27 protein-coding genes, 1 riboswitch and 1 other annotated feature are annotated in these 25,259 nt (G+C 57.3%); of the genes, 11 read left to right on the top strand and 16 right to left on the bottom strand.

Annotated elements, in window-relative coordinates:
* Positions 1-3: 3 nt before the first annotated feature.
* Genes AWR26_RS09310 through AWR26_RS09265 form a run of 10 tightly spaced genes read right to left on the bottom strand, consistent with a single transcriptional unit; the run spans position 4 to position 8,580 of the window.
* The gene (locus AWR26_RS09310) at positions 4-789 is read right to left on the bottom strand and encodes a cobalt-precorrin-6A reductase (RefSeq protein ID WP_064565222.1); all 786 of its coding nucleotides are present in this window, start codon (positions 787-789) and stop codon (positions 4-6) included.
* Positions 786-1,511 carry a precorrin-3B C(17)-methyltransferase gene (locus AWR26_RS09305; RefSeq protein ID WP_064565220.1) on the bottom strand — a complete coding sequence of 242 codons (726 nt, stop codon included), beginning with the start codon at positions 1,509-1,511 and terminating at the stop codon, positions 786-788. Before AWR26_RS09305 ends, AWR26_RS09310 begins: the two co-directional genes overlap by 4 nt.
* Positions 1,511-2,566, bottom strand: a complete 1,056-nt coding sequence (gene cbiG, locus AWR26_RS09300) for a cobalt-precorrin 5A hydrolase (protein ID WP_064565219.1) — start codon at positions 2,564-2,566, stop codon at positions 1,511-1,513. The genes AWR26_RS09305 and cbiG overlap by 1 nt, the downstream gene beginning before the upstream one ends.
* Complete coding sequence (locus tag AWR26_RS09295; protein ID WP_064565217.1) at positions 2,547-3,320, bottom strand: cobalt-precorrin-4 methyltransferase; 774 nt, start codon at positions 3,318-3,320, stop codon at positions 2,547-2,549. Before AWR26_RS09295 ends, cbiG begins: the two co-directional genes overlap by 20 nt.
* Positions 3,313-3,882, bottom strand: coding sequence for a decarboxylating cobalt-precorrin-6B (C(15))-methyltransferase (locus tag AWR26_RS09290; protein WP_064565216.1), 570 nt, complete (start codon positions 3,880-3,882; stop codon positions 3,313-3,315). Before AWR26_RS09290 ends, AWR26_RS09295 begins: the two co-directional genes overlap by 8 nt.
* Positions 3,872-4,477 carry a cobalt-precorrin-7 (C(5))-methyltransferase gene (locus AWR26_RS09285; RefSeq protein WP_064565208.1) on the bottom strand — a complete coding sequence of 202 codons (606 nt, stop codon included), beginning with the start codon at positions 4,475-4,477 and terminating at the stop codon, positions 3,872-3,874. Before AWR26_RS09285 ends, AWR26_RS09290 begins: the two co-directional genes overlap by 11 nt.
* Positions 4,471-5,607 carry a cobalt-precorrin-5B (C(1))-methyltransferase CbiD gene (cbiD, locus tag AWR26_RS09280; RefSeq protein WP_007371318.1) on the bottom strand — a complete coding sequence of 379 codons (1,137 nt, stop codon included), beginning with the start codon at positions 5,605-5,607 and terminating at the stop codon, positions 4,471-4,473. The genes AWR26_RS09285 and cbiD overlap by 7 nt, the downstream gene beginning before the upstream one ends.
* On the bottom strand, positions 5,604-6,236 hold the full coding sequence (locus AWR26_RS09275; RefSeq protein WP_064565206.1) for a cobalt-precorrin-8 methylmutase: 633 nt from the start codon (positions 6,234-6,236) through the stop codon (positions 5,604-5,606). The genes cbiD and AWR26_RS09275 overlap by 4 nt, the downstream gene beginning before the upstream one ends.
* An 11-nt stretch (positions 6,237-6,247) precedes the next feature.
* Positions 6,248-7,204, bottom strand: a complete 957-nt coding sequence (gene cbiB, locus AWR26_RS09270; RefSeq protein ID WP_064565202.1) for an adenosylcobinamide-phosphate synthase CbiB — start codon at positions 7,202-7,204, stop codon at positions 6,248-6,250.
* Positions 7,201-8,580: a cobyrinate a,c-diamide synthase gene (locus AWR26_RS09265; protein ID WP_064565201.1), complete on the bottom strand. Its 1,380-nt coding sequence runs from the start codon at positions 8,578-8,580 to the stop codon at positions 7,201-7,203. Before AWR26_RS09265 ends, cbiB begins: the two co-directional genes overlap by 4 nt.
* 100 nt (positions 8,581-8,680) lie before the next feature.
* Positions 8,681-8,862, bottom strand: a riboswitch (cobalamin riboswitch).
* A 384-nt stretch (positions 8,863-9,246) separates the two neighbouring features.
* On the opposite strand from AWR26_RS09265, the gene AWR26_RS09260 reads away from it, so the two are divergent.
* The gene (locus AWR26_RS09260; RefSeq protein WP_064565199.1) at positions 9,247-10,113 is read left to right on the top strand and encodes a GHMP family kinase ATP-binding protein; all 867 of its coding nucleotides are present in this window, start codon (positions 9,247-9,249) and stop codon (positions 10,111-10,113) included.
* Between the two features lie 31 nt (positions 10,114-10,144).
* On the opposite strand, the gene AWR26_RS09255 is transcribed toward AWR26_RS09260, so the two are convergent.
* The 4 genes from AWR26_RS09255 to dacD all read right to left on the bottom strand — a co-directional run bounded on the left by AWR26_RS09255 (position 10,145) and on the right by dacD (position 13,586).
* Positions 10,145-10,480, bottom strand: coding sequence for a DUF496 family protein (locus AWR26_RS09255; protein WP_007371313.1), 336 nt, complete (start codon positions 10,478-10,480; stop codon positions 10,145-10,147).
* Positions 10,481-10,646: 166 nt separating this feature from the next.
* Positions 10,647-11,705, bottom strand: a complete 1,059-nt coding sequence (locus AWR26_RS09250) for an FUSC family protein (RefSeq protein ID WP_064565197.1) — start codon at positions 11,703-11,705, stop codon at positions 10,647-10,649.
* A 125-nt stretch (positions 11,706-11,830) separates the two neighbouring features.
* Complete coding sequence (sbmC, locus tag AWR26_RS09245; RefSeq protein WP_064565195.1) at positions 11,831-12,304, bottom strand: DNA gyrase inhibitor SbmC; 474 nt, start codon at positions 12,302-12,304, stop codon at positions 11,831-11,833.
* A gap of 121 nt (positions 12,305-12,425) precedes the next feature.
* Positions 12,426-13,586 (bottom strand): serine-type D-Ala-D-Ala carboxypeptidase DacD, encoded by a 1,161-nt coding sequence (gene dacD, locus AWR26_RS09240; RefSeq protein ID WP_064565193.1) that lies wholly within the window; start codon positions 13,584-13,586, stop codon positions 12,426-12,428.
* Between the two features lie 210 nt (positions 13,587-13,796).
* Here dacD and sbcB point away from each other — a divergent pair, with 210 nt between their 5' ends.
* Positions 13,797-15,221, top strand: coding sequence for an exodeoxyribonuclease I (gene sbcB / locus AWR26_RS09235; RefSeq protein ID WP_064565186.1), 1,425 nt, complete (start codon positions 13,797-13,799; stop codon positions 15,219-15,221).
* Positions 15,222-15,298: 77 nt separating this feature from the next.
* On the opposite strand, the gene AWR26_RS09230 is transcribed toward sbcB, so the two are convergent.
* Both AWR26_RS09230 and AWR26_RS09225 read right to left on the bottom strand, forming a co-directional pair.
* Positions 15,299-16,657 (bottom strand): APC family permease, encoded by a 1,359-nt coding sequence (locus AWR26_RS09230; protein ID WP_064565185.1) that lies wholly within the window; start codon positions 16,655-16,657, stop codon positions 15,299-15,301.
* A 337-nt stretch (positions 16,658-16,994) separates the two neighbouring features.
* A complete protein-coding gene (locus AWR26_RS09225; protein WP_064565183.1) occupies positions 16,995-17,819 on the bottom strand; it encodes an SDR family oxidoreductase in 825 nt (274 codons plus the stop codon).
* 176 nt (positions 17,820-17,995) lie between these two features.
* On the opposite strand from AWR26_RS09225, the gene hisL reads away from it, so the two are divergent.
* The 9 genes from hisL (at position 17,996) to hisIE (ending at position 25,199) form a co-directional block, all read left to right on the top strand.
* The gene (gene hisL / locus AWR26_RS09220; RefSeq protein ID WP_001364200.1) at positions 17,996-18,046 is read left to right on the top strand and encodes a his operon leader peptide; all 51 of its coding nucleotides are present in this window, start codon (positions 17,996-17,998) and stop codon (positions 18,044-18,046) included.
* Positions 18,022-18,144 (top strand) — a sequence feature (His leader region). (Overlaps the previous gene by 25 nt.)
* A gap of 34 nt (positions 18,145-18,178) precedes the next feature.
* Positions 18,179-19,078 (top strand): ATP phosphoribosyltransferase, encoded by a 900-nt coding sequence (gene hisG / locus AWR26_RS09215; protein WP_007371305.1) that lies wholly within the window; start codon positions 18,179-18,181, stop codon positions 19,076-19,078.
* A gap of 4 nt (positions 19,079-19,082) precedes the next feature.
* Complete coding sequence (gene hisD / locus AWR26_RS09210; RefSeq protein ID WP_064565180.1) at positions 19,083-20,387, top strand: histidinol dehydrogenase; 1,305 nt, start codon at positions 19,083-19,085, stop codon at positions 20,385-20,387.
* Positions 20,384-21,445: a histidinol-phosphate transaminase gene (hisC, locus tag AWR26_RS09205; protein WP_064565179.1), complete on the top strand. Its 1,062-nt coding sequence runs from the start codon at positions 20,384-20,386 to the stop codon at positions 21,443-21,445. Before hisD ends, hisC begins: the two co-directional genes overlap by 4 nt.
* Positions 21,442-22,509, top strand: coding sequence for a bifunctional histidinol-phosphatase/imidazoleglycerol-phosphate dehydratase HisB (hisB, locus tag AWR26_RS09200; RefSeq protein WP_064565177.1), 1,068 nt, complete (start codon positions 21,442-21,444; stop codon positions 22,507-22,509). The genes hisC and hisB overlap by 4 nt, the downstream gene beginning before the upstream one ends.
* A complete protein-coding gene (hisH, locus tag AWR26_RS09195; protein ID WP_064565176.1) occupies positions 22,509-23,099 on the top strand; it encodes an imidazole glycerol phosphate synthase subunit HisH in 591 nt (196 codons plus the stop codon). The genes hisB and hisH overlap by 1 nt, the downstream gene beginning before the upstream one ends.
* A complete protein-coding gene (hisA, locus tag AWR26_RS09190; protein WP_064565174.1) occupies positions 23,099-23,836 on the top strand; it encodes a 1-(5-phosphoribosyl)-5-[(5-phosphoribosylamino)methylideneamino]imidazole-4-carboxamide isomerase in 738 nt (245 codons plus the stop codon). Before hisH ends, hisA begins: the two co-directional genes overlap by 1 nt.
* Positions 23,818-24,594, top strand: a complete 777-nt coding sequence (gene hisF / locus AWR26_RS09185) for an imidazole glycerol phosphate synthase subunit HisF (RefSeq protein ID WP_064565172.1) — start codon at positions 23,818-23,820, stop codon at positions 24,592-24,594. Before hisA ends, hisF begins: the two co-directional genes overlap by 19 nt.
* Positions 24,588-25,199, top strand: a complete 612-nt coding sequence (gene hisIE, locus AWR26_RS09180; RefSeq protein ID WP_007371298.1) for a bifunctional phosphoribosyl-AMP cyclohydrolase/phosphoribosyl-ATP diphosphatase HisIE — start codon at positions 24,588-24,590, stop codon at positions 25,197-25,199. Before hisF ends, hisIE begins: the two co-directional genes overlap by 7 nt.
* The last annotated feature ends 60 nt before the right edge of the window (positions 25,200-25,259 follow it).

Raw genomic sequence — 25,259 nt, 5'->3', positions numbered from 1 at the left:
TCCTCACTGTGCCGCCAGCCAGCGTTGCAAGCGTCCGGCAAAGTCATCCTGACTGTTGAGTAACTCATCGCCCACGACCTGCGGTTGCGGCCGGGCAATCACAATGCACGGGATGCCAGCATCCAGCGCAGGTTGTACTTTTTCCAGATAACCGCCTTCCGCGCCGGAGGCTTTGGTAATCATCACCTCAACGCGGTACTGGCGATAAAACGCGGCGTTAAATTCAGCGCTAAACGGGCCGCACAGCGCGAAGATCTCTCCCACGCCAAAACCCAGTTCTGCACACTGCGCCAGCACATCCGCCACGGGCAGCACCCGCGCCAGCAGCGTTTTCCCCGGCAATCCGTCGCGCCAGCGCGCCAGATCTTTGCTGCCGGTGGTCAGCAAGATGCGATCACCCAGGTTACGGGCTTTGTCGCAGGCTTCCTCCAGCGTGGAAACATTGAACAGCAGCGAATGTTGCAGCTCCGGCTGTTGTTCCGGGCGCTGATAACGGCTCAGCAATACCTGCGCCGCGTTGCAGGCGTGGGCAATATTGCGGCTGACCACGTCGGCGTAAGGGTGCGAGGCATCAATCACCCAGCGCGTACCGTTCTGTTTGAGCCAGCTAACCATCTCGCCCATCTCCAGCCGCCCGCAGCGCACCTGGCCGCGAATGTTGCCTGCCAGCTGCGCGCCGGTCGGCGTGGCAACCGACAGCGTGTAACGCACTCCGGCTTCATCCAGTTGCTGGCAAATCAGCCGCGCATCGCTGGTACCGCCAATCACCAGCACCTCGCCTGCCGTCACAGGGTGTAACCTCGTGGGGTAATCATCAGACCGTTTTGCACATAGGTGGCGCGGTTACCGACAATCACCAGGCTGGTCATATCGACGGGTGCAAAATCCATCTCGCCGAGCGTGGTCAGCCATTTTTCCTCTTTCTTGCGCCCGGCGGATTTCACCACGCCCACCGGCGTATTGGCGCTTTTGCTCGCCGCCAGCAGTTCGAATGCTCGCGCCAGATGCCCTTCGCGGCCACGGCTGCGGGGGTTGTAGAAGCAGATAACGAAATCCGCCTCGCCCGCCGCGACAATGCGTTTTTCGATAACCGGCCACGGCGTCATCAGATCGCTCAGGCTGATATGGCAGAAGTCGTGCATCAAAGGTGCGCCCAGCAGCGCAGCGGCGGCGATGCTGGCGGTCATGCCCGGCACCAGCCGCACCTCCACATCCAGTTGTTGCTTGTTGACCAGTTCGAGTACCAGCCCTGCCATGCCATAAATTCCGGCGTCGCCGCTGCTGACCAGCGCCACGTTATGCCCGGCCTGCGCCAGCTCAATTGCCGCCTGGCAGCGCTCAATCTCTTTGCACATACCGGTTTTGATCACCTGCTTATCGCCGGTGAAGGCTTTAACAAGGTGCGTGTAGGTTTTGTAACCCACCACAATTTCCGCTGCCTGTAGCGCGTCGATGGCCTCCATGGTCATCATTGCCTGTGAGCCGGGGCCAATCCCGATTACCGTTAACATCAGTGCGAAACTCCCAAAGTAATTGTCACGCCCTGCTCCCGCAGGGTCTCACCAACCAGTTGCCCCTGGCTCATCAGCCAGGCTGCCGGCCCGGAAACACTCCCCACGCCCGCGGTCTGCCGGACAAAGTCCGAGGCCGGAAAGCGATGCTCGTGCTCACGCAGCGCCTGCGCGGTAAAAATTTCAAACGGCACCCGCAAGCTTTCCGCCAGTTGCAGTAACCCTTTCTCATCCTGCTTTAAGCTGATGCTGCCAATCGCCCGCAGCGCCAGCGGATCGAAGGCCTGCGCCTGCAACTGGCGTTGCAGTAACGCCGACAGCAAGGCAAACGGCGTATCGCGCCGACAGCCAATGCCCGCGACCACGCGCTTTGGCACCAGCTTGAACACCGGCACGGGCAGCGCAGGCAGTTGCGCCCGGAGGGAGACGCAGACCAGCCCGTCCATTTCCGGCAGAGCGTCAAGGCGCGTGACGGGGATAAAACCTCGCGTGTCGCAGCGTGCCACTTCCGCACGCAGCGCCTCTTCACACCACAGGCCGATGCGTTTACCGCTGACCAGCATGTGGTTGATGGTTTTTACCGCCGCGCGAAAATCGTCCATCCGCGCATCAAGCTGACAGGCCAGCGTGTCCAGCGCCGCCAGTTCGTTTACATCGGTCGCCGTGGTAATCACCGGATCGGCATCCAGTACGCCCGCCAGATAACGCGTCAGCGCATTCCCGCCGCCATAGTGGCCGGAAAGCAGACTGATCGCATGCTGGCCGCGTTCGTCAATGACGATCACCGCCGGATCGAGAAATTTGTCGTTGACCAGTGGGGCAATCGCCCGAACGGCAATGCCCGTTGCGCCGATAAATACCACCGCCGGGTAGTGGCAAAAGGCCTCGCGCAGGGTCTGCGCAAAGCTGCCTGCAAAGGGCTGAAAGCCGTCGGTGAGCAGCTTCTCGCTGGTAAAACAGGTCATCGGCAGCGCCGCTTTCAGACGGTTCGCCAGCGCCACGCCGCCCGGCGTCAGGCAGAACAGTGCAATCGATTCAGGCTTTACGGTATTCATGGCTGAAATCCGCCGCATACAGCCGCGAGTAGTGGTACTCCTCGCCAAGAAATGCGCCAACGAGAATCAGCGCAGTTTTACGGATGCCGGCTTCACGCACTTTGTCGCCGATATCGGCCAGCGTGCCGCGTACCGTCTGGCTCTGTGGCCATGTGGCTTTGTAGATCACCGCCACCGGCGTGGTCTGCGGATAGCCGCCTTCAATTAAGCGCTCCGCCACGCGGTGGATGCGCTGCACGGAAAGGTAGATCGCCATCGATGTCTGATGGCTGGCGAAGGATTCAAGCTGCTCGCGCTCCGGCACCGGCGTACGCCCTTCCAGGCGGGTAATGATCAGGCTCTGCGACACTTCCGGTACGGTGTACTCAACGCCCAATTCTGCCGCTGCGCCGAGAAACGCGCTGACGCCCGGCACGACCTGCCAGCGGATGCCGCGCCGGGTCAGTTCCTCACCCTGCTCGCGCACCGAGCCGTAAAGCGAAACATCGCCGGTTTGCAGACGCACCACGACTTTCCCGGCTTTCACTCCGGCTTCCATCAGGTCGATAATTTGCTCAAGATGCAGTTCGGCGCTGTCATGGCATGCCGCATCAGCGCAGGCATACTCCAGCAGCTCGGTGTTAATGAGCGATCCGGCGTAAATCACCACCTGAGCCTGTTGCAACAGCCGGTAGCCTTTCAGGGTGATCAGTTCGCGATCGCCCGGCCCGGCGCCGACAAACCAGACCGTTTGTGCATCAGCGTTATCAGGCATGCTGCTTCTCCTTTTCGCAGGAAATCAAAAAGACAGGATTATTCGCTTTGAAGTAATGACCGCTGCCCAACCCGGTGAGCAGAGAGACCTGGAGCTGCTGGCAATCCAGCGCAGCAACCCGCAGGGTATGCAGGTGTGAGAGCGCGCTGTTAAGGTTCTCCTGCAAAATAAAGGTCATCACCAGCCGTCCGCCGGGGTGAAGCTGCGCCAGCGACCAGTCAATCAATTGCGCCAGGTTGCCGCCGCTGCCGCCGATAAACACCGCATCGGCGAGCCGCTCGACAAAGAGCGGCGCAACGCCGGTGACGATGGCAATATTGCGACAGCCAAAGCGCAGGCAGTTATCTTCCAGCAGGCTCAGCGCCGCCGGATTACGCTCGATGGCGGTGACCTGCAAGCCAGGGTGCGCCAGCGCTGCTTCAATGCTGACGCTGCCGGTACCCGCGCCGATATCGATCAAGTGCTGCGCGCAATGCAACTCCAGCTTCGACAGCGCCAGCGCGCGCACCGCCTCTTTGGTCATCGGCACCTTTTCACCACGGATAAACAGCTCATCTTTCATTGAGGATCACCACCACATTCATCGCATATTCGTCCTGTACTTCCGCTGGACGCAGCCGGTGGATGCGCTCATCGTCCAGGCCTAAGTTTTCACCGATCACCAGCCAGCGCTTTTCCGCGCCGCGCGCCAGCAATGCCTCTGCAATCGCTTTTGGCCCACACTTTGCGTCAGTGACCATCGCCACTTTGTGGGCGCGGGCTAACGCGTCGAAATCCACTGCCCGCCCGTGGCTGCTGGTGAGCCAGATGTCATTCATATCGATGCCCGTACGCGCGCAGAGATACTGCACGGCGCTGATACCGGGAATAATGCGCAACTGCCCGATACCGAAATGCGCCACCAGCCGGCTGCCGATGCCGTAAAACAGCGGATCGCCGGAAGCCAGCACTACCACGCGCCGCTGCTGTTGTTGCTCAAGCCACGCCAGCAGGCCGGGAATGTCGGCATCCAGTACGCGGACGTCACCGCGAAAATCGGCAAACTGCGCCAGGTGGCGTTTGCCGCCGACCAGCACGTCGGCCTGTGCCACGGCCTCCAGCGCCTGCGGCGTCATCAACGCGAGGTTCCCCGGCCCCATGCCGGCAATGGTCAACATTTCAGATCTCCGGCAATCTCTTCAACCGGGCGATTCGCGCCCAGCACTTTGTTATCAAAAGAGAACAGCACCGCATCACACTGCGGCGGGTTTTGCGTGAAACGCAGCATCTGCGCAATGCGCAGGCAGATCCGCTGCGCCAGATGCGTGTAAAGATGGCTGAACCCGGCAGCATCGATGTACTCCATTGCCGCTTCGGTGGTGTCGCAGTCGCTGACCTTCAGCAGCAGATCATGCGGCGCGCCGAGCAGCGCCAGGTGTGCGACCAGTGTCTCCATCCGCGCATCCGCGATATGGCTGTGGGTATGAAAAATACCGGCGGCGATTTTCACCAGCTTGCCGGGATGGCCGACCAGCACGATCTGCCGGTAGCCCAGACGTACCGCCTCTTCAATCATGTAGCCAACGAAGTTGCTCATCGTCACGACCAGCTCGCCGGAGACGCCAAGCTGCTCACGCACGAAGCGTTCGCCGTGGTTGCCCGGGACGAGGATAACCCGTTCCATTCCGCCCGCGCGTTTTAGCTCCAGCTCCAGCGACAGCGAGCGTTTCCAGCTCTCTTCCGACATTGGCGTCACGATACCGGTGGTACCGATAATCGAAATACCGCCAAGAATGCCAAGCCTGCCGTTGTAGGTTTTCTTCGCCCGCTCTTCGCCTTCCGGGGCGAAAATTTCCACCTGCGCGCCGCGCGTGGGGCCAATCACTTCGCGGACAGCGGCTTCGATGGTCTGGCGCGGCGTGCGGTTGATCGCCGCTTCCCCCACAGCGAGACCAATACCTTTGCGGGTGACGGTGCCCACGCCTTCACCGCCGCGCAGAACAATCTGGTCATCCTCGGTGAGCGTGACGCGGGCAAAGATCAGCATGCCGTGGGTGGCATCCACATCATCGCCGCCGTCTTTGCGAATGGCGGCAATCGCCTGCTGGCCTTCAATGTGCGGCGATTCCACATTCAGATGCAGGGTGACGCCGGAGGGGGTAACAATCGAGACCTGGTGAATAATGTGCTGGCGCAGCACCATCAACGCCGCGACTTTTGCCGCTGCGGTGGCGCAAGAGCCGGTGGTATAGCCTTTGCGCAGGGCTTTACCGTTGTGCCACACCGGATCGTCGAAGGCCTGGCTCATTGCGCCGCCTGCAAGTGATAGAGCAGCGCATTAATAATTGCCGCCGCCACATTGCTGCCGCCCTTGCGACCATGCGCGGCAATGGCGGGCAAACCGCTCTCTACCAGTGCCGCTTTCGATTCCGCAGCGCCAACAAAACCGACCGGCACGCCAACCACGCCGCTGACCGGCACCTTGTGTTCCAGCAGGCGGAACAGGGCCGTGGGCGCATTGCCGAAAACAAAGATTTTCTCTTCCGCTTCCGTCAGCGCGAGATCGACCGCCGCCATCGAACGGGTGATACCCTCCTCTTTGGCTTTTCGCACCACGCGCGGATCGGAGATGTAGCAACGCACTTCGCCGCCGAACTCCGCCAGCAACCGCTTATTAATGCCGGAAAGCGCCATTGTGGTGTCGGTATAAAGGGTGCAGCCTTGCGTTATCGCCCCGCACAGGCGTTGCAGCGCATCACTGGAAAACCACAAAATATCGAGCCAGTCGAAATCAGCGGTGGTGTGGATGACCCGTTTGGTTACCGCTTCATGCAGCGGGCTGGCAAAACGAAAATCGGGGCGGGTTTGCTGGATAATCTCGCCGATAATGACAAAACTTTTGGCTTCAATCGCCTGCGGTTGTTGCAAATAATCCATCGTCTTCATCCTTATGCGCCCGCGAGGGCAAGGTGTATCAGCGCAAACAGTGCCAGCGCCAGCGTGGCGGCAAGCCACATCATGCGAATGGTGCGGGGAATGTCATCCGGCGTGATGGCGCGGAGCTCATCGCCAATCCACGGTTTTTCGACCCGCTGGCCGAAGTAGTCATTTGGCCCGCCAAGCCGCACGCCAAGCGCCCCGGCCACGGTACCTTCCGGCCAGGCGCAGTTGGGGCTGCTGTGGTTGCGCCGATCGCGAAAACCGATACGCAGCGCATTGCCCGCGTCATTACCTGTGAGCCAGGCCGCCATACTGAGTAACAGCCAACTCAGACGCGCCGGGATAAAGTTGGCGACATCATCCAACCGCGCGCTGACCATGCCGATCGCGCGGTATTTTTCATGCTTGTAGCCCACCATCGAATCGAGGGTATTGACCGCTTTGTAGGCCATAGCCAGCGGCGCGCCGCCGAGCAGTAAAAAGAACAGCGGCGCGATAACGCCATCGACGGTGTTTTCCGCGACGGTCTCCACTACCGCGCGGGTGATTTGCGGCGGCTGGAGCTGCGCGGTATCGCGACCGACAATCCACGACAGCTTTTCGCGGCTTTCGGCAAGCGAACCGAAGCGCAGCGCCTGCTCCACTTCCCGCGCCATATCCGCAAGACAACGTGTGGCAAGTAGGGTGTAAATCATCCACACCTCTACGCACCAGCCGAACCACGGATGGATTATCTGCGCTAGCGCGAGCACACCCCAGGCAACGCTCCAGGTGATGCCCACCACCAGCAGCCACATCACACCGCCGCCGATGCGCAGCGCGGTATCGCTGCGGCACACTCGCCGGACGGCGCTTTGCACCAGGTTAATCAGTGCGCCGATCCAGCGCACCGGATGCGGCCAGTACGGCGGGTCGCCAAGTAAGCGATCGAGCAGAAATGCGACACACCAGGCCAGCAGCGTCATGACGCCCTCCTTGCGGCTGCAAACCAGTGTTCCAGCATCGTTGGACGCTGGGCGAAATGCAGGTGTAAATAGCTGGCAAAGGTATTGCCCACCTGCCAGCCGCCCTGCCAGCGCTTCAGCACTTCGCCATCGCGCGTTTTATGGCACGCCAGCACGGCATCGACGCGCGGAGTGAAATCGGAATAGTGAAACTCGTGGCCGCGCAGGGTTTCCCCTGCGCCAGCGAGTAAGGTCTGCTGCGTTGCGCGGGCTTCGCAGTAGCCAAAGCGGGTGAGCTGACTGCCCATCCGGCTGTGACCAGGGATGGCGCCGACCATCGGCCACTCCTCGCCTGCGGCATCCAACAACGTATCGCCGAGATACATCAGGCCGCCGCACTCGGCATAAATCGCCACGCCACGCCGGTGCGCGGCGAGAATGGCATCCCGCATTGGCAGGTTTGCCGACAGCGCGCGCGCGTGCAACTCAGGATAGCCGCCGCCCAGCCACAGCATCTGGCAGGTGGGCAATTCATGGTCATGCAGCGGGCTAAAACGCACGATGCGCACGCCAGCGTGTTCAAGCAGTTGCAGGTTATCGGCGTAGTAAAAGTTGAAGGCTTCGTCATCGGCCAGCGCCAGCGTTAACCCTACGCCCGCCTCTGGCGCGGGCATGGCAGGAAACTCCCCCTGCGGCAACGCGGTTGTCTGGCTCAGGGCAAGTAAGCGGTCAATATCAAGCGTCTGTTCCAGGCGTGCGGCAAACTCCTGCCATGGCTGCGCGTTAACGACCGACTCGCGGGCAGTGACCAGACCAAGATGACGTTCCGGCAGCGCCACGCCGGGAGCAACGGGAACATATCCCAGCACCGGCAAATCGCAGTAATGTTCAATGGCGTGTTTCAGCAGTTGAAAATGGCTGTCGCTGTTTACCCGGTTGACGATCGCGCCGGCAATGCGCAACTGCGGGTCAAAGTGCTGAAAACCCATCACCGTGGCGGCAATGGAGGTGGATACCGCTTTGCCATCAACCAGCAGGATCACCGGAAGCGCAAGCTGTTTTGCCAGCGCCGCGCTGCTGCAATAATTGGGGTCGGTGCCGTAGCCATCGTAAAGCCCCATCACGCCCTCAATAACAGCGACATCGGCGGCGGTGAAATGCTGGCGAAACAGCGCATTTAACACAGGCGGCGAGATCATAAAGCTGTCGAGATTGCGGGAAGCCACGCCGGTAACGGCGCTGTGCCAGGCGGTGTCGAGGTAATCCGGCCCCACTTTGAAGGGTTGCACGCGTAGACCGCGACGTTGCAGCACGGTGAGCAGCCCAAGCGTGACGGTGGTTTTCCCACAGCCGCTGCCGGTTCCGGCAAGGAGAAAGGCGCTGCGTCTGTCTGACATTCCTGTAACCCCGTAGCGGGCAGGAAGAACGGAGCCAGGATGCGTGTTGACCCGGTCTTTCGACCGCACGCTACTGAGCAACCCACTTCCCACCGAAGTTGTTGATAATGTCCATCAGGCCGGTCTTCTGGCTTAGCGTCATCCTCACCCGTCCTTCCCGATCTTACGATCAGTGGCGATTACGGGGTCGTCAGCATTACAGCAGCGGGGGCTGCGGGGGATTTACACCCCCTTCCCAGCCGCAAAATACATTTGCGGCAAACCTGACAGATTTTTAATCACGGTACGTCATTACTACCCTGATTTTTCCCTGACGTACTATATCGCAGCAGGGAAATAAAAACGGGTTCAGTTTATCTTTGAGAAAATAATAATTTGTTGCGCTATGACAATTTATTGCTCACCCTTTTCATCCACTTCCAGGATATTAAGGCTTCAGAGGGTTCTCAAGCGCATCCGGAATAACAAAATATTGCTAACGGAAATTTAATCGCCTCATAATTTGCAATATTTTGCAGACGAAATGCCTGCGACATCAGTTGCCAGGGCTGGCGAAATACATTGCAGAAATAACGGAACGGCGAGAAATCTACATTGCGCGAAATTCTGGCGTTCGCGAGGTCGAAGTGACACTATCCGGACTTTAATTATAAAGGGAGTTACAGCGTGGCGTTGGCGCACTGTCCCGCATCGTGCGGTGAAATAATCCAGGGCTGGATCCTGGGAGGTGAAAAACTGGTCTCCTGTCCGGTGGACTGGTACAGCAGTGTCGAAGTTACCCACGGCAAACCTCGGTTGGATGAACGACCACTGGTGCGTCGTATGGTTAACCAACTCCTGGCGCACTGGCAGCTACCAGCCACACTGACGCATGCATTACGCATCGAGTGCCGCTCTACCATTCCACTGGCCAAAGGCATGGCCAGCAGCACTGCGGATATTGCCGCCGCCGCCGTGGCAACGGCCCGTCATCTTGAGCAACCGCTGGACGAGAAAACCCTGGCGCAACTGTGCGTGGCACTGGAACCGACCGACAGTACGATCTTTTCGCGCCTGACGCTGTTCGATCACAATACCGCTGCAACGCAGATTACCTGCGGCGGTTTGCCGGAGTGTGACGTGCTGCTGCTTGAAAGTCCGCTAACCCTGACCACTGCCGCTTATCATCGTCTGCCACGCCAGCAGGCGCTGCTGGAAAATGCCCATACACTGGATAATGCATGGCGCCTGTTGCAGCAGGCCTGCGTGGAAAATGATGCCGCGCGGCTGGGAGAAGCCGCGACGTTAAGCGCGATTGCCAGCCAGGCGCTGCTGCCAAAACCGGCGTTTCCCGCCCTGCTCAAGCTGGTGGAGCGCTGCGATCTGTATGGACTGAATGTTGCCCACAGCGGAAGTGTGGTCGGGCTGTTGCTTAATAGCCAACGCCATGATGTGGAAAGCGTTCGTCGGGAGTTGAAAGAGACCGGGTTGACGGCGCATTGGCCGCAAAACTATCTGCTGAAAATGGTGGCAGGGGGCGTGCTGGAAGGGTGAGAGGCGCGCCTCTCACCACTCGCTGGAAGCGTTATTCCGCTTTTGGCTCAATCGGCTTCAGTTCGCCCATAGTTTTGAGTTTTTTAGAGATTTCGCGGCGCTCTTTCGACAGTTCAGCGTTTTTGATGATGTAATCATCCACGCGATCTTCGTAGTCGGTCTTCATGCTGGCGATAATGCCCTGGATCGCTTCCACGCTCATACCCGGTTTAATGTAGTCGCTCAGGTTGTCCAGCAGCAGCACGCGCTTCTGGTTATCACGGATCTTCTTCTCCACGTCCTGGATTTCACGCTGCAATTTATTTTTGCGGCGGAACAGACGCACAAACTCCAGAACATCCTGGAATGAAGGCTTACTTGTTTCCATTTTTACACCCCTGATAATGTGAGATTCGGATTCGTTAAAGCAACCACCTTAGAGGCAAACCTACCCAATGTGGTCGCATAAGACAATGATTTTTCCTGGTGGCTATCATAACCGCAAATGTAGCTGAATCGAAACAACCCAACAACGCCATCGGGTTATCTGGCCGTTATTTGCGCAACGCCCGGCAAATCAAATGTGACAGCAGCTCCAGTTGACGGGCCAGCTCCATGCTTAGCCAGACGTAACCGTGAATCGAGGTTTCAGCCAGCGCATCACCTTTATGTTCACTGCTCAATTGGCGCAATTCCGCCACAATCTCATTGAGCTTTTCAGTGTTGGCCAGAATCGGCTGCGGGTTGCCTTCATACAGCGCATGCGCAATGGTCAGCAGTGTTTGCTGGGTCATCTGCTGCGTATCCCGCAACGTATGCGCGTTGATCATCACAAAGTGGCTGGTTCGTGAGCTCCAGTGAGCATTGATTTGCAACTCCAGCATGCAGACCATATTGCGGCTGACGGTCTGGATGGCTTCGAAAATCGCCTTTTGCAGATGTGTCTCTTTGCAGGCAGGCGCGATCAGCCCGCGCATCTTCACCACGTCGTTGAGGATTTTTTGCAGATGTTTTTCCAGCCGCGGCCGTTCAACCAGGTTACGGGAGAAACCGGCCTGATAAACGCGGTTGAAGGCGGTGACGTAGTTGGCCATCTGGATACGCCAGTGCAAAAAAGCCCGCTGCGGCCAGATCCCGGTAAACAACATCGCCAGCAGTGAACCGATAATCACATCGCCGCTGCGCCACAGTGCCGTATGCATATCACCTGGCGGCGCGCCAACCACCACCGATAACGTAATGCCAATGAGCAGCGCCTGGTAAGGCTTTTTGCCCAGCGCCAGCCAGCCACAGAGAAACATCGCCACCGCGCACCACAGCAGCATCACCGGCAGCGAGAGCAGCTCCAGTTTTAGTGCCACCAGCCCCAGCGCCGCACCCAAAATTGTGCCACCAATGCGTTCAAATGCGCGCGGAACCACGTTTCCCCAAAAGGAGATCGGCCCCATCAGCACCACCAGCGTGATCAGTGGCCAGGTTCCCTCCGGCACCTCCAGCAGACGGATCAGCAAAAAGGTCAGAATAAAAGCCAGCGCGATACGCACACCATGTACGACACGATAATGGCGGTAAAGACGAATTTCGAAAGGACTGAGTGATTTGTCGCGACGCACAGTCGCTTCCCCCGATTGAACCGACAAAGGCGCAATTGTAGGATTTTTCGGACTCAGATAGCACCCTCTGCGATAAAAAAAGAGGCGACAGCGCTTCCTGTTGCCTCTTCCGGTTAATTTATCGCTTACAGAATTTTCGACTCAACCGGGATATGCATGTCGATTTCCCAGTAGCCATCCTGCTGTGCATCGTTCAGGTAGACTTCAAAGCAGGGACCCGCGGCAATTTGCACAGATTGATCGCTAAGCAGTTCATCAAAGAAGAGATCCCAGCACGCTTCAAACTCTTCGTTGTACACCCTCGCCTGCGCCACGGCGTACTGACCGCCCGGAATGTCGGTGAGGATCACCCCTTCGCTGTTTGCCGGGATTTGAAAGTCAGCATCGACGGTGATAGCAACGTCCGCGCGCAGCTTTTCCGGCGGCACTTCGTCAGGGTTATCGTAATAAGCGCACACCCACTCCAGCGGTGCGATCTTATTGCTGTCGACCCACATCATTAGCTGTTTAAAACCCTGCTTCACCGTCACATCCCAGGGCCCGACCAGATGGAACCCGGCGATACGACGTTTTTCCAGTTGCTTCACGTTGTAGCTCATGTTGACTCCCTTACCGTTACTGTGTGTTTATACAGTATAGCGCTCCGACGATCGCCTGGCATGTCGGAGTCATCAATTATGCGAGCAGACTCGCATCACCGCCACTCTGCCCGCACGCGCGTTACCCTTTGTGATGAAGCCAGTCGCTCAGACGCGAGAACAAGCCGCCTTTGCCGACACTTTCCAGCGTGACCAGCGGCCAGTGAGCGATCAGTTGGTCGCGATCGTAGAGTTGAATCTCCCCTACTTGCTGATGCGCAGCCAGCGGCGCATCCAGCTCTTTACTGCTCAGCACATACTTCGCCTTGACGTTCTGCACTTCTGCTTTTGGCAGCACCAGCCAGTAATCCTGATCCGTACCAACCGCAATTTGCTCTTTATCGCCGTACCACACGCGCTCGCTGCCGACTTTTTTGCCGTTACGCAAAATTTCGACGGTATCGAAGTTTTGTTGTCCCCAGTGCAGTAATTTACGCGCCTGCTCTTCACGGCCTTTCGGACTGTCCGCGCCCATAACCACCGCAATCAGGCGGCGTTGACCGTCAACACTGGAGGCAATCAGGTTGAAACCCGCACCCGAAGTGTGACCGGTTTTCAGCCCGTCGACGTTGAGGGTTTTGTCCCACAATAACCCGTTACGGTTTTGCTGGGTGATGCCGTTCCACGTCAGGCTTTTTTCGCTGTACATATGGTAGAAATCCGGCTCGCCGTGAATGATGGCGCGGGACAATACCGCCAGATCGTAGGCCGAACTGTGCTGTCCTGGTGCATCCAGCCCGTGGACAGTTTCGAAGTGGGTGTCGCGCAGATTCAGCTTCTGCACATAATCATTCATCATGGCGACAAACTGCGGCTGGCCGCCCGCAACATGATCGGCCAGCGCCACGCAGGCATCATTACCGGAATCGACAATCAGACCACGGCTCAGATCGCGCACGGTCAGGCGGTCGCCGGGTTTCAGAAACATCAGCGATGAACCGTCAAAAACCGGGTTGCCTTTCGCCCACGCATCCTTCCCTACCGTCACCACATCATCCGCGCTGATACGATGGCTGTCGATCGCCCGATCCACTACATAGCCGGTCATCAGTTTGGTCAAACTCGCCGGATTACGCTGCTGATGCTCGTTGCCCGCAGTTAAGATTTGCCCGGTGGTGTAATCCATCAATACCCAGGAGCCAGCCTGAATAGCTGGCGGCTGTGGGGCAAAAGGTAAGTCGTCGGCCTGCGCGTTATGTACGCAAATCGCCAGCAAAGAAGCAGCAAACAAACGGCGTTTCAATGAAATATCCTCAATAGCATCTAAAATCGCTGTCCTTTTTACGGAACTTCGCGTGTCGTTACCTGGTTAAATTGCAAAAAAATGTGACACAGATCGGTTTTAACGCGCTGTTTTTGCGAGGTTCTGCGGAACAGTGACGGGTTTTTCTTCGGCACACAGGGTGGGATGGTTTACCATAAGCGACATATTTACTGACAGGATGAGCAACTGGTGTCTGATTCCGCCGCAACGCCCACTTTTCTCTTTCACGATTACGAGACTTTCGGTACCAGCCCGGCGCTGGATCGCCCGGCGCAGTTCGCCGCGCTGCGTACTGATGCCGATTTCAATGTCATCGGCGAGCCGGAAGTTTTCTACTGTAAACCAGCGGATGATTACCTGCCGCAGCCCGAAGCAGTGCTGATCACCGGTATAACGCCGCAGATTGCGCGCGCCAAAGGCGAGAACGAGGCCGCGTTCGCCCGGCGTATTCACGATCTCTTTACCGTACCGAAAACCTGCGTACTCGGTTACAACAATGTGCGTTTTGACGACGAAGTCACGCGCAATATCTTTTATCGCAACTTTTACGATCCGTACGCCTGGAGCTGGCAGAACAACAATTCGCGTTGGGATCTGCTGGATGTAATGCGCGCCTGCTACGCCCTACGCCCGGACGGTGTCAACTGGCCGGAGAACGATGACGGCCTGCCGAGTTTTCGCCTTGAACATCTGACGAAAGCCAACGGTATCGAACACAGTAATGCCCACGATGCGATGGCCGATGTGTACGCCACCATTGCGATGGCGCAACTGGTTAAAGCAAAACAGCCGAAGCTGTTTGATTATCTCTATAGCCACCGCAACAAGCAGAAGCTGGCGGCGCTGATCGATGTTCCGCAGATGAAGCCGCTGGTGCACGTTTCCGGCATGTTCGGCGCGTGGCGCGGCAATACCAGTTGGGTTGCGCCGCTGGCCTGGCACCCGGAGAACCGCAACGCGGTGATTATGGTGGATCTCGCGGGTGATATGTCGCCGCTGCTGGAGCTGGATGCCGATGCGCTGCGCGAGCGTCTGTATACGCCAAAAGCGGATCTCGGTGAGAGCGCGGCGGTGCCAGTGAAGCTGGTGCATCTGAATAAATGCCCGGTGCTGGCGCAGGCCAATACGCTGCGTCCGCAGGATGCAGAGCGGCTGGGCATTAACCGCCAACAGTGTCTTGATAACCTGCAAATTCTGCGTGACAACCCGCAGGTGCGGGAAAAAGTGCTGGCCATTTTTGCCGAGGCAGAACCCTTCGTGCCGTCAGAGAATGTTGATGCGCAGATCTACAACGGCTTTTTTAGCGATGCCGATCGCGCAGCGATGAAAATCCTGCTCGAAACCGAGCCGCGTAACCTGCCCGCTCTCGATATTACCTTTGCCGACGGGCGCATTGAAAAGCTGCTGTTTAACTACCGGGCGCGCAACTTCCCTGGCACGCTGGATGAAAACGAGCAACAACGCTGGTTGCAGCATCGCCGTAACGTCTTTACGCCGGAGTATTTGCAACAGTACGCCGAACAGATCCAGGCGCTGTTCCAGCAGCACGACGGTAACAGTGAAAAGCAGGCTCTACTGAAGGCGCTGTGGCAGTACGCGGAAGAGATTGTCTGAGCACGAGTAGACTGTCCTTGAAGCATAAAAAAACCGGAGGCCTGGACCTCCGGTTTTTTGTCTCTGCGTAAAGCGATTTACGCGATGTCTTCGTACTGCGGCACCGGGTTGCGGAAGCTGCGGGTAACACAGGCCAGATAGACCAGGCCGATTGCGCCCCAGATGAGACCCAGAATCATTGAGCTCTGCTCAAGGTTGATCCACAGCGCCCCCACCGTCAGCGCACCGCATACCGGCAGAAGCAAGTAGTTGAAGTGATCTTTCAGCGTTTTGTTGCGTTTTTCACGGATCCAGAACTGCGAGATCACCGACAGGTTCACAAAGGTGAATGCCACCAGTGCACCAAAGTTAATCAGCGCCGTTGCCGTTACCAGATCGAATTTAATCGCCAGCAGTGCAATCGCGCCGACCAGCAGAACGTTCCACGCCGGGGTACGCCATTTCGGATGTACATAGCCGAAGAAACGGGACGGGAACACACCGTCGCGGCCCATTACATACATCAGACGGGAGACGCCCGCATGCGCCGCCATACCGGAAGCCAGGACGGTAACGCTGGAGAAGATCAATACGCCCCACTGGAAGGTTTTACCGGCAACGTACAGCATGATTTCCGGCTGCGAAGCGTCCGGATCTTTAAAGCGGGAGATGTCCGGGAAGTAGAGTTGCAGGAAGTAAGACGCTGCGATAAACACCACGCCGCCAATCAGCGCTGTGAGGAAGATAGCGCGCGGGATCACGCGTTCAGCGTCTTTGGTCTCTTCAGACAGCGAGGAGATCCCGTCAAAACCGAGGAACGAGAAGCACAGGATGGTTGCGCCAGTGATCATCGGCACAACGTGCGCACCTTCAGACCAGAACGGACGGGAGCTGACCAGCGTGCCCGCGCCTTCACCGTGTGAAACGCCGTAAATGATCAGGCCGACGATGACCGCGACGATGCCCATTTGCAGGATCACGATCAGGGTGTTGAAGTTCGCCACGGTCTTGATGCTACGCAGGTTAGAGATGGTCATGAAAGCCACCAGCGCGACCACGAAGAGCCACGACGGTACGGACGGCACCAGCGCTTCGAAGTAAATTTTCGCCAGCAGAATGTTGATCATCGGCATGAACAAATAGTCCAGCAGCGATGACCAGCCGACCATAAAGCCGACAGCCGGAGAAATAGATTTCTGTGCGTAAGTGTACGCAGAGCCTGCGGACGGGAAGCGGCGCACCAGCTTACCGTAGCTCAACGCAGTAAAGAGGATGGCGACCAGCGCAAACGCATAAGCGGTTGCGACGTGACCATCGGTCAGGCCGGAGACGATACCGAATGTATCGAACAGCGTCATCGGCTGCATATAGGCAAGGCCCATCATTACAACCGGAATTAACGTAAGCGTCTTACGTAATTCCACGCGAGAGGTTTTTGGAGTAACGTTATGCGACATGGCTATCCCCCAGAACGGTGTATACCGCCGCAAAAGCAAAAAATTGCCCCATTTGTGTTCTTTCCTCAGCGACAACGACTGTCGGTTTTTAAATGTGTATCTATCCGGTACGAAGCCCGGCCTCTTTTATTGAATGACGTTTTTGCCCGCAAAAAAAATAACCGACGGATTAAGGTCGGTTACTCTCTATTTTTGCAGCGGCACATTTTGCACCAGATTGAGGCGCGATGACAATACAGTGCAAGCCAACTCACTGCATTGGTGCATCCAGGTGCCTGATTTTTAAGCTTTCAATGAACTATTAATCATACTAATAGCATTTTTTGCACAAAAAATGTCATGACAGCGGCATATTAAACGGATCGGGGTAGAGATAGTCGAAGCCCAGCTCATTACAAATCCGGCTGCCATCAATCACTTTGCCCTTCTCGTGGGAGGTTGATTCGAGAAAATGCGGCGGAGCCAGTCCAAGCTGGCGCGCCATCTGCGGATAAAAGCTTTCCCGCGAGGGATGAGACGGCGCACAAAGGTTGTAGATGTGTCCGCCTTTTGGTGCCTGCAACAGCAGCGTGATAGCCGCAATGACATCTTCCAGATGCACCAGATTAACGCCATGCTGGCCGTCGGGCGCTGTTTTCCCGGCGAGGAATCGCCCCGGGTGGCGTGCAGGCCCGACAAGCCCGGCCAGGCGCAGAATATCAACGGAAGTCCCCGGCAAATTGTGCAGCCAGTCTTCCAGCTCTTTCAGTACCCGCCCGCTGGCCGTCACCGGCTCGCGCGGCGTACTCTCTTTCACGACACCCGTTGCATCGCCATATACCGACGTGGAACTGGTAAAGATGATGCGCGGAATACGATACGCCAGCGCGCTATCGACGATTTCCTGCACCGCCTGCAAATAGAACTCTTCGCCAGGCCCGCTGCGCCGTGCGGGAAGTGTAATCACCAGCGCATCGACATTCATCAGCGCGTCAAGATCGTCCGTATCACATACCAGTTCCGGTTCGAGATTCAGCAAATAACTTTCGATACCGCACATACGCGCAGCTTCCACACCATCGGGGCGAGTTTTGCTGCCGGTCACCTGCCAGCCCCGCGCCATTAATGATAATGCCAGCGGCATGCCCAGCCATCCTAACCCGACAATAGCGACCTTTTTCATGCTTCCTCCCCTTCCTTTCCGGCACCTGACTCTTCAAGGCTACGCCAGCCAGCGACAACTGACAATTCATACAATGTATATGAAATGAATGAATGATTAAAAAAGCCCTTGCGTTTGTCAGCTAAAGTGGTTTAGGTTAATCAACATTATGTGAATAAGCATTCATTGAGAATTTTATGACCCGCGTTCAATTTAAACACCACCATCATCACCATCATCCTGACTAGTCTTTCAGGCGATGTGTGCTGGAAGACGTTTGGATCTTCCAGTGGTGCATGAACGCAGAGAAAGCCCCCGGAAGATCTTCTTCCGGGGGCTTTTTTTTGAACCAAATTCAGCAGGATAACGAGGACAACAGAATGTTAGATAACACGCGTTTACGCATAGCTATTCAGAAATCCGGCCGCCTGAGCGATGACTCTCGCGAACTTCTGGCCCGCTGCGGCATTAAGATCAACCTGCACACGCAGCGTCTGATCGCACTGGCGGAAAATATGCCGATCGATATTCTGCGCGTACGCGATGACGACATTCCGGGGCTTATCATGGACGGTGTCGTTGACCTGGGCATTATTGGCGAGAACGTGCTGGAAGAAGAGTTGCTGACCCGCCGCGCGCAGGGCGAGGATCCGCGCTACTTCACCCTGCGCCGTCTCGATTTCGGCGGTTGCCGTCTGTCGCTGGCCACGCCGGTGGATGAGTCCTGGGATGGCCCGGCAGCGCTGGATGGTAAACGCATCGCCACTTCTTACCCGCACCTGCTGAAACGCTATCTGGATCAGAAAGGCGTCTCTTTCAAATCCTGTCTGCTGAACGGTTCTGTTGAAGTTGCCCCGCGCGCCGGTCTGGCCGACGCGATTTGCGACCTGGTATCAACCGGCGCCACGCTGGAAGCTAACGGTCTGCGCGAAGTTGAAGTGATTTACCGCTCGAAGGCGTGCCTTATCCAGCGCGACGGCGAGATGAGTGACGCCAAACAGCAACTGATCGATAAATTGCTGACCCGCATCCAGGGCGTTATCCAGGCCCGCGAATCGAAATACATCATGATGCACGCGCCGAGCGAGCGTCTGGAAGAAGTTGTCGCGCTGCTGCCAGGCGCTGAACGCCCAACCATTCTGCCACTGGCGGGTGACCAGCAGCGCGTGGCAATGCATATGGTGAGCAGCGAAACCCTGTTCTGGGAAACGATGGAAAAGCTGAAAGCGCTGGGCGCCAGCTCTATCCTGGTTCTGCCGATTGAGAAGATGATGGAGTAAGGCCATGAGCTTCAATACCGTAATTGACTGGAACAGTTGTAGCGAACAACAGCAACGCGACCTGCTGATGCGCCCGGCTATCTCAGCCTCGGAGAGCATTACCCGCACGGTGGTGGAGATCCTTGATAATGTCCGCGCGCGCGGCGATAACGCGCTGCGCGAGTACAGCGCCAAATTCGACAAAACACAGGTTGATGCGCTGAAAGTCACCGCTGACGAAATCCGCGAGGCCAGCGCCCGACTGAGTGACGAACTCAAGCAAGCGATGGCCGTGGCGGTGAAAAATATCGACACCTTCCACAATGCACAAAAATTGTCGACCGTGGATGTGGAAACACTGCCAGGGGTACGCTGCCAGCAAGTGACCCGCCCTATCGCCTCCGTCGGCCTGTATATTCCCGGCGGTTCGGCTCCACTATTCTCCACGGTACTGATGCTGGCGACACCAGCACGTATCGCCGGATGCCAGAAAGTGGTGCTCTGCTCACCGCCACCGATTGCCGATGAAATTCTCTATGCCGCACAGCTGTGCGGCGTGCAGGAGATCTTTAAAGTCGGCGGCGCGCAGGCCATTGCGGCGCTGGCTTTCGGTACTGAATCCGTACCGAAAGTTGACAAGATCTTCGGGCCGGGCAATGCCTTTGTTACCGAAGCCAAACGCCAGGTGAGCCAGCGTCTCGATGGCGCGGCCATTGATATGCCGGCTGGCCCTTCCGAAGTGCTGGTGATTGCCGACAGCGGCGCAACGCCGGATTTTGTCGCCTCCGATCTGCTGTCGCAGGCGGAACACGGCCCCGATTCTCAGGTGATCCTGCTGACGCCGGATAGCAACATGGCTTCCCGCGTTGCCGACGCCGTTGCACGTCAACTGGCGGATCTGCCGCGTGCAGAAACCGCGCGCCAGGCGCTCTCTGCCAGCCGCCTGATTGTGGCGCGCGATCTGGCGCAGTGCGTGGCGATTTCCAATCTCTACGGCCCGGAGCACCTGATTATTCAGACCCGTGACGCCCGTTCGCTTGTCGACGGCATCACCAGCGCGGGTTCGGTGTTCCTCGGCGACTGGTCGCCGGAATCGGCAGGTGATTACGCTTCCGGCACCAACCACGTTCTGCCAACCTATGGCTATACCGCAACCTGCTCCAGCCTGGGGCTGGCGGATTTCCAGAAACGCATGACAGTGCAGGAACTCTCGCGCGACGGTTTTGCGCGGCTGGCCAGCACCATCGAAACGCTGGCGGCGGCTGAACGTCTGACCGCCCATAAAAACGCCGTCACCCTGCGCGTCAAGGCGCTGAAGGAGCAAGCATGAGCATTGAAGAACTGGCGCGTAAAAACGTACGCGAACTGACGCCTTACCAGTCTGCCCGCCGCCTGGGCGGCAAAGGGGATGTCTGGCTGAACGCCAACGAGTTCCCGACGGCAGTACAATATGAACTCACGCAACAGACGCTGAACCGCTATCCGGAGTGCCAGCCGAAAGCGGTTATCGAAAATTATGCGCAGTATGCCGGAGTGAAACCGGAGCAGGTGCTGGTCAGCCGTGGCGCTGATGAAGGCATCGAACTGCTGATCCGCGCCTTCTGCGAACCAGGCCAGGATGCGGTTCTGTTCTGCCCGCCAACTTACGGCATGTACAGCGTCAGCGCCGAAACGCTGGGTGTTGAGTACCGTACCGTGCAGGCGCTGGCAGACTGGCAGCTCGATTTGCCGGCTATCGCCGACAAACTGGACGGCGTGAAAGTGGTCTATGTTTGCAGCCCGAACAACCCGACCGGACAGATTATCAAGCCGCAAGATATGCGCGTCCTGCTGGAAATGACGCGTGGTAAAGCCCTTGTGGTAGCCGATGAAGCCTATATTGAATTCTGCCCGCAGGCGACGCTGGCCGGCTGGCTGGCGGAATATCCGCATCTGGTGGTGCTGCGCACGCTGTCGAAAGCCTTTGCGCTGGCCGGTTTGCGCTGCGGTTTCACGCTTGCCAATGAAGAGGTGATTGCCCTGCTGCTGAAAGTGATCGCCCCTTACCCGCTCTCTACGCCCGTGGCCGACATCGCTGCGCAGGCGCTCAGCCCGCTCGGTATTGTGGCGATGCGTGAGCGCGTGGCGCAGATCCTCGCGGAGCGCCAGTATCTGGTTAGTGCATTAAAAGATATTCCGTGCGTTGAACAGGTATTCGACTCGGAAACGAACTATATTCTCGTGCGTCTGACAGCCTCCAGCACGGTGTTTAAATCTTTGTGGGATCAGGGCATTATCCTGAGAGACCAGAACAAACAACCTTCTTTGAGCGGCTGCCTGCGCATCACTATCGGCACCCGCGCAGAGAGCCAGCGCGTCATTGACGCCTTACGTGCGGAGCAAGTATGAGCCAGAAGTACCTGTTTATTGACCGTGACGGAACACTGATTTCCGAGCCGCCGAGCGACTTTCAGGTCGACCGATTCGACAAGCTGGCCTTTGAGCCAGAGGTAATTCCGGTGCTGCTGAAGCTGCAAAAAGCGGGTTACCAGTTGGTGATGATCACCAATCAGGATGGTCTGGGCACCAGCAGCTTCCCGCAGGCTGATTTCGATGGCCCACATAACCTGATGATGCAGATCTTCACCTCGCAGGGGGTGAATTTTGAAGAGGTACTGATCTGCCCGCATTTTCCTGAAGATGGCTGTGACTGCCGCAAACCGAAAGTGAAAATGGTGGAACGCTGGCTGGCGGAACAGGCGCTGGATCGCGCCAACAGCTATGTGATTGGCGACCGCGCAACCGATATCGAACTGGCGGATAACATGGGGATCGGCGGCCTGCGCTATCACCGCGAGACGCTGAACTGGGCGATGATCGGCGAGCAACTGACGCGCAGCGATCGTTATGCTCACGTCGAACGCACCACCAAAGAGACGCAGATTGATGTCAAAGTGTGGCTGGATCGCGAAGGCGGCAGCAAAATTCACACCGGCGTCGGTTTCTTCGATCACATGCTGGATCAGATCGCCACCCACGGCGGTTTCCGCATGGAGATCACCGTTAAAGGCGATCTCTATATTGACGATCACCACACGGTGGAAGATACCGGCCTGGCGCTGGGCGAAGCGCTGAAACTGGCGCTAGGCGATAAGCGCGGCATCAACCGTTTTGGCTTTGTACTGCCGATGGATGAGTGTCTGGCACGCTGCGCTATGGATATCTCCGGCCGTCCGCACCTGGAATATAAAGCCGAGTTCACCTATCAGCGCGTGGGCGATCTGAGCACCGAAATGGTCGAGCACTTCTTCCGTTCGCTCTCCTACACCATGGCATTGACCCTGCATCTGAAGACCAAAGGCAAAAACGACCATCATCGTGTGGAAAGCCTGTTTAAAGCCTTCGGCCGCACGTTGCGTCAGGCAATTCGCGTGGAAGGCGATACCCTTCCCTCCTCAAAAGGAGTGCTGTAATGAGTGTGGTGATCCTTGATACCGGCTGCGCCAACCTGAATTCGGTGAAATCCGCCATTGCCCGTCACGGTTATGAACCGCTGGTGAGCCGCGACCCGGATGTGGTGCTGCGCGCCGACAAACTGTTTCTTCCCGGCGTTGGTACAGCGCAGGCGGCAATGGACCAATTGCGCGATCGCGAACTTATCGATTTGGTGAAAGCCTGCACCCAGCCGGTGCTCGGCATTTGTCTTGGCATGCAGTTGCTGGGACGTTTTAGCGAAGAGAATAAGGGCGTCGATTTGCTGGGTATCATCGACCAGGATGTGCCGAAAATGAAAGATGTCGGCCTGCCGCTGCCGCATATGGGCTGGAATCAGGTCTATCCGAAAGCGGGCAATCGCCTGTTCCAGGGCATTGACGATGGCGCGTACTTCTACTTTGTTCACAGCTACGCGATGCCGGTCAATGAAAACACCATTGCCCAGTGCCAGTACGGTGAAGCATTCACCGCCGCCGTACAAAAAGATAACTTTTACGGCGTGCAGTTTCACCCGGAACGCTCTGGGCGTGCGGGTGCGCAACTGCTGAAAAACTTCCTGGAGATGTGATGATTATTCCCGCTTTAGATTTAATCGACGGCACGGTGGTGCGTCTCCATCAGGGCGATTATGCGCAGCAGCGTGACTACGGCAACGATCCGCTGCCGCGTTTGCAGGATTATGCAGCCCAAGGTGCCGAAGTTCTGCACCTGGTGGATTTAACCGGGGCGAAAGATCCAGCTAAGCGCCAGATTCCGCTGCTGAAAACGCTGGTCGCCGGGGTGAATGTTCCGGTACAGGTCGGTGGCGGCGTGCGCAGTGAAGAAGATGTTGCAGCCCTGCTTGACGCGGGCGTGGCGCGGGTGGTGATCGGTTCTACCGCCGTCAAATCTCCTGCAGTCGTAAAAGGCTGGTTCACCCGGTTTGGTGCGGACCGGCTGGTGCTGGCGCTGGATGTACGTATTGATGAGCAGGGTACGAAACAGGTGGCAATCAGCGGCTGGCAGGAGAACTCCGGCGTTACGCTGGAGACGCTGGTGGAAACCTACCTCGCCGTGGGCCTGAAACATGTGCTGTGTACGGATATTTCCCGCGACGGTACGCTGGCCGGTTCCAATGTTTCGCTGTACGAAGAGATTTGCGCACGCTGGCCGCAGGTGGCGTTCCAGTCTTCCGGCGGTATTGGCGATATAAATGATATTGCCGCCCTGCGCGGTACCGGCGTGCGCGGCGTGATTGTTGGACGCGCGTTGCTGGAAGGTAAATTCACTGTGAAGGAGGCCATTCAATGCTGGCAAAACGGATAATCCCTTGTCTCGACGTGCGTGATGGCCAGGTTGTGAAAGGCGTGCAGTTTCGCAATCACGAAATTATTGGCGATATTGTTCCGCTGGCGAAACGCTATGCAGAAGAAGGTGCAGACGAGCTGGTATTTTATGACATCACCGCCTCCAGCGATGGTCGCGTTGTGGATAAGAGCTGGGTTGCGCGCGTCGCGGAAGTGATTGATATCCCCTTCTGTGTGGCTGGCGGTATTAAATCTGCCGATGATGCCGCCAAAATTCTCTCGTTCGGCGCGGATAAAATCTCCATCAACTCTCCGGCGCTGGCCGATCCTGAGTTAATCACCCGACTGGCTGACCGCTTTGGCGTGCAGTGTATTGTGGTGGGGATTGATACCTGGTTTGATGCCGCTAGCAGCAAATACCACGTAAATCAGTATACCGGTGATGAAAGCCGTACCCGCGTGACAAAATGGGAAACGCTGGACTGGGTGCAGGAAGTGCAGAAGCGCGGCGCCGGGGAAATCGTGCTGAACATGATGAATCAGGATGGCGTGCGCAACGGTTACGATCTTGAGCAGTTGAAAAAAGTGCGTGCGGTGTGCCATGTTCCGCTGATTGCTTCCGGCGGTGCAGGCACCATGGAACACTTCCTGGAAGCGTTCCGCGATGCGGATGTTGACGGTGCGCTGGCCGCTTCTGTCTTCCACAAGCAAATTATTAATATTGGTGAATTAAAAACGTACCTGGCAGGCCAGGGCGTGGAGATTAGGGTATGTTAACAGAGCAACAACTGGCCCAACTGGACTGGGAAAAAACCGACGGACTGCTGCCCGCCGTGGTGCAACATGCGGTTTCCGGCGAAGTGCTGATGCTGGGTTATATGAATAAAGAGGCGCTGGCGAAGACGCTGGAAAGCGGTAAAGTGACCTTTTTCTCCCGCACCAAAGGACGTTTGTGGACCAAAGGGGAAACCTCTGGCCACTTCCTCAATCTTGTTAATATTGCCCCGGACTGTGACAACGATACCCTGCTGGTGCTGGTGAACCCAATTGGGCCGACCTGCCATACCGGCACCTCAAGCTGCTTTGGCGATAATAGCCATCAATGGTTGTTCCTGTATCAACTTGAAGAGCTGCTGGCATCGCGTAAAACCGCCGACCCGGCCAGTTCCTATACGGCCAGACTGTACGCCAGCGGCACCAAGCGTATCGCGCAAAAAGTCGGGGAAGAAGGTGTGGAAACGGCGCTGGCGGCGACCGTACACGACCGCGAAGAGCTGACGAACGAAGCTTCTGACCTGATGTATCACCTGCTGGTGTTATTGCAGGATCAGCAGTTGGATCTGACGACCGTGATTGAGAACCTGCGCAAGCGGCATCAGTAAGGCGTAAAAAAACCGGGCGCTGCCCGGTTTTTTATTGCCCAGTTGGATGCCGTGAAAGCT

This window comes from Kosakonia oryzae (assembly GCF_001658025.2).
GTDB classification, from domain to species: domain Bacteria; phylum Pseudomonadota; class Gammaproteobacteria; order Enterobacterales; family Enterobacteriaceae; genus Kosakonia; species Kosakonia oryzae.
Note: the sequence above shows the minus strand (reverse complement) of the source record. Positions and strands in the feature narration are given on the sequence as shown.

Bases quoted from the DNA above. Each gene is read 5' to 3' on its own strand.
- AWR26_RS09255 (WP_007371313.1), bottom strand. From the start codon at position 10,480: ATGGAAACAAGTAAGCCTTCATTCCAGGATGTTCTGGAGTTTGTGCGT.
- AWR26_RS09285 (WP_064565208.1), bottom strand. From the start codon at position 4,477: ATGTTGACCATTGCCGGCATGGGGCCGGGGAACCTCGCGTTGATGACG.
- AWR26_RS09275 (WP_064565206.1), bottom strand. From the start codon at position 6,236: ATGGATTATTTGCAACAACCGCAGGCGATTGAAGCCAAAAGTTTTGTC.
- AWR26_RS09225 (WP_064565183.1), bottom strand. From the start codon at position 17,819: ATGAAAAAGGTCGCTATTGTCGGGTTAGGATGGCTGGGCATGCCGCTG.
- AWR26_RS09265 (WP_064565201.1), bottom strand. From the start codon at position 8,580: ATGTCAGACAGACGCAGCGCCTTTCTCCTTGCCGGAACCGGCAGCGGC.
- hisD (WP_064565180.1), top strand. From the start codon at position 19,083: ATGAGCTTCAATACCGTAATTGACTGGAACAGTTGTAGCGAACAACAG.
- hisF (WP_064565172.1), top strand. From the start codon at position 23,818: ATGCTGGCAAAACGGATAATCCCTTGTCTCGACGTGCGTGATGGCCAG.
- AWR26_RS09305 (WP_064565220.1), bottom strand. From the start codon at position 1,511: ATGTTAACGGTAATCGGGATTGGCCCCGGCTCACAGGCAATGATGACC.
- cbiB (WP_064565202.1), bottom strand. From the start codon at position 7,204: ATGACGCTGCTGGCCTGGTGTGTCGCATTTCTGCTCGATCGCTTACTT.
- AWR26_RS09290 (WP_064565216.1), bottom strand. From the start codon at position 3,882: ATGAAAGATGAGCTGTTTATCCGTGGTGAAAAGGTGCCGATGACCAAA.
- cbiD (WP_007371318.1), bottom strand. From the start codon at position 5,607: ATGAGCCAGGCCTTCGACGATCCGGTGTGGCACAACGGTAAAGCCCTG.
- hisG (WP_007371305.1), top strand. From the start codon at position 18,179: ATGTTAGATAACACGCGTTTACGCATAGCTATTCAGAAATCCGGCCGC.
- cbiG (WP_064565219.1), bottom strand. From the start codon at position 2,566: ATGAATACCGTAAAGCCTGAATCGATTGCACTGTTCTGCCTGACGCCG.
- hisA (WP_064565174.1), top strand. From the start codon at position 23,099: ATGATTATTCCCGCTTTAGATTTAATCGACGGCACGGTGGTGCGTCTC.
- hisIE (WP_007371298.1), top strand. From the start codon at position 24,588: ATGTTAACAGAGCAACAACTGGCCCAACTGGACTGGGAAAAAACCGAC.
- sbmC (WP_064565195.1), bottom strand. From the start codon at position 12,304: ATGAGCTACAACGTGAAGCAACTGGAAAAACGTCGTATCGCCGGGTTC.
- AWR26_RS09295 (WP_064565217.1), bottom strand. From the start codon at position 3,320: ATGCCTGATAACGCTGATGCACAAACGGTCTGGTTTGTCGGCGCCGGG.
- hisH (WP_064565176.1), top strand. From the start codon at position 22,509: ATGAGTGTGGTGATCCTTGATACCGGCTGCGCCAACCTGAATTCGGTG.
- hisB (WP_064565177.1), top strand. From the start codon at position 21,442: ATGAGCCAGAAGTACCTGTTTATTGACCGTGACGGAACACTGATTTCC.
- hisC (WP_064565179.1), top strand. From the start codon at position 20,384: ATGAGCATTGAAGAACTGGCGCGTAAAAACGTACGCGAACTGACGCCT.
- AWR26_RS09230 (WP_064565185.1), bottom strand. From the start codon at position 16,657: ATGTCGCATAACGTTACTCCAAAAACCTCTCGCGTGGAATTACGTAAG.